The sequence below is a fragment of the Shewanella sp. 10N.286.45.A1 genome (assembly GCF_041470405.1).
In the GTDB taxonomy this organism is placed as follows: domain Bacteria; phylum Pseudomonadota; class Gammaproteobacteria; order Enterobacterales; family Shewanellaceae; genus Shewanella.
Genome location: NZ_JBFRMK010000263.1, coordinates 1 through 5,857, shown reverse-complemented (window position 1 = coordinate 5,857; position 5,857 = coordinate 1). Strand labels below are relative to the sequence as shown.

Here is a 5,857-nt window from a genome sequence, read left to right as displayed (position 1 = left end):
AAATTTCTAGTTGGTGAATGTGGCTACGGAGGAGAATGCAACAAAAAAAGATAAAGAAAAACACTAAACACATAGACAGTCATAGTTAATAGCAAATTTCTAGTTGGTGAATGTGGCTACGGAGGAGAATGCAACAAAAAAAGATAAAGAAAAACACTAAACACATAGACAGTCATAGTTAATAGCACTTAGTTAATAGCATCAAATAGCTGCCAATTTATGCATTAGCGCAATAGAAAAGACAATTCCACGGCTGGCAGAAAATTGCCAACATGGACTGCCATTTTAATCTTGTTTAGATAGCGCAAACGCCGATAAAGAGACATGTGAAAATCAGGAGTGCAGCCATAACTTACGACCCCGAATACGAAGCTTACTTAAGTCAGCGGAAACGGAAAAAGAAACGCCGAAACTCTTGGTTCGATCCTGTTTTTGGCTGCTATGTAAGGTGCAGGGTAACAGAGTACGCCTTAGTGGAAGCTTTAACCGTATGCAGTGAAAGTTGCACGTCCGGTTCTTAGGAGGCGGCACTTGGTAACAAGTGCCGCCTATCCGACAAAAGTGAGTTACCGACTAAAATGGGCTGGCTAGGTATTTATCTGATTTGGGCTGTGCAAGCTGCTAAATCATGGATGATTTAGCAGCGCCTATAGGGATATATTCACGGCGACTTGCAAAAGCTTAATGCAGCTAAATAATGTCCCATTGCCATATATTCTCATAGTCCTTACTGGCTTTTAGACTCTTTGGGGTAACCCGCTTAATTTTGTTTGTCTGCCCATCAAAAAACACTATTTAAATTAGCTGCTTCTAAGCTGAAGTAAATCGCTAGCGTCATTTAATATCTGACCGTATAATCGCCTAAAAATGTGCGTGCTTAACAGTTCGTAAACATTTATATGACAGTAAAAACTGTATTAACCCTACATAATAAAAATCAAGGAACCTTGTTCCATGCTAGAAAAACTATTCAAACTAAAACAGAACCAAACGTCGTTAAAACAAGAGGTTGTTGCGGGCTTAACCACTTTTTTAACCATGGCTTATATTATTTTTGTTAACCCTATGATGCTTGCAGATGCGGGCATGGATCATGGTGCTGTGTTTGTGGCTACCTGTTTGGCGGCGGCGATTGGCTGCTTGATAATGGGGATTGTCGCTAACTATCCTATCGCGCTTGCTCCAGGTATGGGCTTGAACGCTTTTTTCACTTACACGGTTGTGGGTGAAATGGGCTACACATGGGAGACTGCATTAGGCGCGGTTTTCCTCTCAGGGATCTGCTTTTTAGTACTCTCACTGGTTCGTATCCGTGAGTGGATAGTCAATAGTATTCCAATTTCATTACGCTTAGGTATTGCAGCCGGTATCGGTCTATTTTTAGCGCTAATTGGCCTTAAGAGTGCGGGCATTGTGGTTGCGAGTCCTGCCACGTTAGTCACTATGGGCGATGTGACTGCATTTCCTGCTGTTATGGCTGTTCTTGGCTTTTTCTTGATTATTGCCATGGTGCATAGAGGGATGAAGTCGGCGGTGATTATTAGCATATTGGCAGTGACTGGCTTAGGGTTGCTGTTTGGCGACGTGCAGTACCAAGGCATAACGTCAATGCCGCCTTCAATTATGCCGACCTTTATGAAGATGGATCTGTCGAGTGTACTCGAAGTGAGCATGCTGTCGGTGGTCTTTGCATTCTTGTTTGTGGATCTGTTTGATACTTCAGGCACTTTAGTTGCTGTTGCGCAGCGCGGTGGCTTCTTGGATGACAAAGGCAAATTACCACGGCTGAACCGTGCGCTGAGCGCAGACAGTACCGCCACGATTGCAGGTGCTATGCTCGGCACCTCAACCACTACCAGTTACATTGAAAGCACAGCGGGTGTGAGCGCTGGTGGTAGAACAGGCCTAACAGCGGTTGTGGTAGGACTGCTATTTTTAGGTTCACTGTTTATCTCGCCACTTGCGGGTATGGTGCCTGCATACGCCACTGCAGGAACACTGTTTTATGTGGCCATTTTGATGATGTCAGGCCTTGTGCATGTTGAGTGGGAAGATATCACTGAAGCGGCGCCAGTGGTGGTGGTTTGTATTTTAATGCCACTGACTTTCTCTATCGCGACAGGTATTGCGATGGGCTTTATCTCTTACGCGGTGATAAAACTGATGAGCGGTCGTTATAAAGATTTAAGCCTTGGCGTGGTAATTTTAGCCGCTCTGTTTGTGGCAAAATTCATCTATGGCTAAATGCTTGTTAACAGCCGAATATTGTTGATCGTTACAGAAGCCACCTTGAGTGGCTTTTATTTTGCCTTTTGTACGCTAGCTAAGTTAATGGGCTGCAGATCTTACTGTAAAGCGGCAATAATATGAGATATATCCAATTCATCTAATTTATTTCTGCTCTTTGTGGGTACTCACTACCAATTCAAACCTAGATTGGGTATAAGGTTTATTCAATGTATTTTAGCTAGATAATAATGAACTTAAGTGAGATTGCTTACCGCCGCGTGGTGGTAAAACTGGGAACGAGCGTGCTGACTTCTGGCAGCCGCAAATTGGATAAAGCACATTTAGTTGAACTTGCTCGCCAAATGGCAAGTTTGATGAAAGCGGGTGTTGAAGTCGTGCTTTGCACTTCAGGTGCTATCGCCGCTGGTAAAGAGCATTTAGGCTACCCCGAACTCCCCGATACCATGGCAAGTAAGCAATTATTAGCAGCGGTTGGTCAAAGTCAGCTTATCTTAGCTTGGTCGCAACTTTTTAGTATCTACGGTTTACATGTTGGTCAGCTATTGCTAACTCGCGCCGACCTGCACGACAGAGAGCGCTATCTCAATGCCAGAGACTCTTTAAACGCGCTGCTGGCTAACGGCATTATCCCGATTATTAATGAAAATGACGCTGTCGCGACCACGGAAATTAAAGTGGGTGACAACGACAACTTATCTGCACGTGCGGCGCTACTTTGTGATGCGGATATGCTTATCCTACTGACGGATCAAAAAGGTTTGTTTGATGCCGATCCTCGAAGTGACCCTAATGCAAAGCTAATTACAGAAGTGGTTAATATTGACGATAGCCTGCGTATGCTGGCAGGTGGCGCAGTTTCAGGCTTGGGGACAGGCGGTATGGCAACCAAGCTTGAGGCGGCTGATATCGCTCGCCGTGCAGGCGTTGAGGTGGTCATCGCTTCTGGACACCATAAAGATGTGATTCAAAAAGTGGTCTGTTCAACACCGGTGGGTACTCATTTCACTGCGTTAAAAAATCCGTTAGAAAGCCGTAAACAATGGATTTTGGCTGGCCCTGCAACTCGAGGCCAAATTAAGCTCGATCCTGGCGCAGTTGCCGCGGTGACGGATAAAGGCAAAAGCCTGCTATCGAAAGGCATTACCGAGATAAACGGTTTGTTCCAACGCGGTGATACAGTCGAGTTAATAGATAGTGCTGGTAGAGTCTGCGCCAAAGGCATGAGCCGTTATAGCTCTAAAGATTTAGGCCTAATAGCGGGCAAACATTCAGATAGCATCGAGTTGGTGCTCGGTTATGATTACGGTGACGCAGTGGTTCATCGCAACGATATGGTGGTGTTATGAGTAATAGCGAATTTCTAAATAAGTTAGGTGAACAAGCAAAGAAAGCAAGCTACGCGCTAGCGAGTCTAACGGGCCAGCAAAAGACGGCATTGCTGCGATGCATCGCTAGCAAACTGACCTATGCCAAAACAGACATTATTGCGGCCAACCAACAAGATGTTGAGCAAGCAAAAGCTAATGGCTTATCTGAGGCTATGATCGATCGGCTGTTGCTCGATGAACCGCGTTTACTGAGCGTGATCGCTGATATTGATAATGTAATTGGCCTAACCGATCCCGTTGGCAGTGAGATTGATAGCCGCGTACTTGATAACGGCCTGCGTTTGTCTCGCCGCCGTGTACCACTCGGTGTTATTGGTGTTATTTACGAAGCGCGTCCTAACGTGACTGTTGATATTGCCGTACTCGCGTTAAAAACGGGCAACGCGGTTATTCTGCGTGGTGGTAAAGAGACCTTGGCCTCAAACAAAGCCTTATGCAAAGTGATCCGCAGTGCCATGACGGAGCAAGGCTTACCGGAAGATTGCGTACAGCTAATCGATAATCCAGATCGTAGCTTGGTGTCTGGGCTACTTAAACTTGATAAGTATGTAGATATGATCGTACCGCGAGGCGGTCAGAATCTGCAGCGCTTATGTGCTGAACAAGCGACTATTCCCGTTATTTTGGGCGGCATCGGAATTTGTCATCTGTTTGTTGATGTACAGGCCGATCTCGAAAAGGCGATAGCCGTTATTGAAAATGCCAAGGTGCAGCGGCCGACAGTGTGTAATGCACTGGATACGGTACTTGTGCACCAAGCTAATGCTAAGCACTTTATTCCAGCATTGTGTAAGCACCTTGCAGCTAAAGGCGTTAGCTTTTATGGCTGCGGCCAAACTCAAGCGATTATGGATAACAATGAGCTGCAGGTTTTGTTGGCAACCGACGAGAGTTATTCTACTGAGTGGTTGTCGTTAACCCTCGGAATTAAGGTGGTGGATAGCCTCAATGATGCCGTGGCGCATATCCGTCAGTATTCAAGTGGTCACTCTGAGTCTATTTTGACTGACAACATCCATACCGCTAGCGAGTTTATGAATGCGGTCGATTCTGCTGCGGTTTACGTCAATGCCAGTACTCGCTTTACCGATGGTGGTGAATTTGGTTTAGGTGCAGAAGTGGCGGTCAGCACTCAAAAGTTACATGCTCGCGGCCCGATGGGGCTGGACGCATTAACAACTTACAAGTGGTTGGCTTGGGGAGATTACACCGTAAGAGGTTAATCATTGGCTATTGAACTTGCTCAGCAATGCATTGAAGCTTTGTTTTAACGTTACGGGTCACAAAAGGTCGCTATTAGCGGCCTTTTTATTGCCCTGATAACTCTCTATTTCATATTCGTTGTGGGCTGTTGATTCAAACCTGAAGTGGTCAGAATTGCTATTAACTCGTGTGGAATAACATAACCTTATCTACCCAACGTCAATGATCTATATTAAGTTATTGAATTTGCAGGTTATAAAAGTTGGCCTGTCGATTGCATTTCAATTATTAATAAATGAAAGATAATCAAAAGGACTTTACCATGACGACTTTCCGCTTATTCGCAACACTGTTCCTTATATTGGCAATGACATCAACGGCAGCTATGGCTGCATCAACCAGAACCTTGAGCGAGAGTTATCAATATGATGGCCAACAGGTAAGCTTTGATATGGGGATTGGTTCAGCTAAGTTTGTTGCCACTGACAGTAATGAGATAAAGATTGAAGTAGTCGTTGAAGATTCAGACACCAATTGGCTGTTCTTTTGGGGTGATACCGATCTTAGTGATATTGCTATCGAGTCAAAGCTAACAACCAAAGCACTCAATCTTAGTTTAAATGAGCAAGATAATATTGAGCAGCAGTGGACGGTGTATTTACCAAAGCAAGCGGCATTGTCATTAGAGGTTGGTGTTGGCGCAATTGAAGTTAGCGGTATGACTAATGATATTGAAATCTCGTTGGGAGTCGGCAGTGCCGTTGTTGAACATCAAGTTACCTATAGCAGTATTGATCTTGATTCAGGAGTGGGTGATGTATCAATCAGTGAGCAGGGTAAAAACCTCGCTGTTGAAAGAAGCTTAGTGGCGCAGTCATACTCGAACAATGACCAGGCTGGCGAGGCATCACTCACCGTTGATGTCGGTGTTGGCGAGGTTATCGTTACTAAACTGTAGTAACTTCAACTTGTCGTTAAAGAATAAAAAACCGGCGTTTGCCTAATGCCGATCAGTT

The 5,857-nt window shown here is 44.9% G+C and carries 4 protein-coding genes; all 4 read left to right on the top strand.

The window, feature by feature from the left end:
* The first annotated feature begins 954 nt into the window (after positions 1-954).
* Positions 955-2,244 carry an NCS2 family permease gene (locus AB4238_RS17860; RefSeq protein ID WP_372034667.1) on the top strand — a complete coding sequence of 430 codons (1,290 nt, stop codon included), beginning with the start codon at positions 955-957 and terminating at the stop codon, positions 2,242-2,244.
* 233 nt (positions 2,245-2,477) lie between these two features.
* Positions 2,478-3,596, top strand: a complete 1,119-nt coding sequence (proB, locus tag AB4238_RS17855; protein ID WP_372034666.1) for a glutamate 5-kinase — start codon at positions 2,478-2,480, stop codon at positions 3,594-3,596.
* On the top strand, positions 3,593-4,861 hold the full coding sequence (locus AB4238_RS17850; RefSeq protein WP_372034665.1) for a glutamate-5-semialdehyde dehydrogenase: 1,269 nt from the start codon (positions 3,593-3,595) through the stop codon (positions 4,859-4,861). Before proB ends, AB4238_RS17850 begins: the two co-directional genes overlap by 4 nt.
* Positions 4,862-5,163: 302 nt before the next feature.
* Positions 5,164-5,799: a hypothetical protein gene (locus AB4238_RS17845; protein WP_372034664.1), complete on the top strand. Its 636-nt coding sequence runs from the start codon at positions 5,164-5,166 to the stop codon at positions 5,797-5,799.
* Positions 5,800-5,857: the final 58 nt, after the last annotated feature.

Bases quoted from the DNA above. Each gene is read 5' to 3' on its own strand.
- AB4238_RS17850 (WP_372034665.1), top strand. From the start codon at position 3,593: ATGAGTAATAGCGAATTTCTAAATAAGTTAGGTGAACAAGCAAAGAAA.
- AB4238_RS17845 (WP_372034664.1), top strand. From the start codon at position 5,164: ATGACGACTTTCCGCTTATTCGCAACACTGTTCCTTATATTGGCAATG.
- AB4238_RS17860 (WP_372034667.1), top strand. From the start codon at position 955: ATGCTAGAAAAACTATTCAAACTAAAACAGAACCAAACGTCGTTAAAA.
- proB (WP_372034666.1), top strand. From the start codon at position 2,478: ATGAACTTAAGTGAGATTGCTTACCGCCGCGTGGTGGTAAAACTGGGA.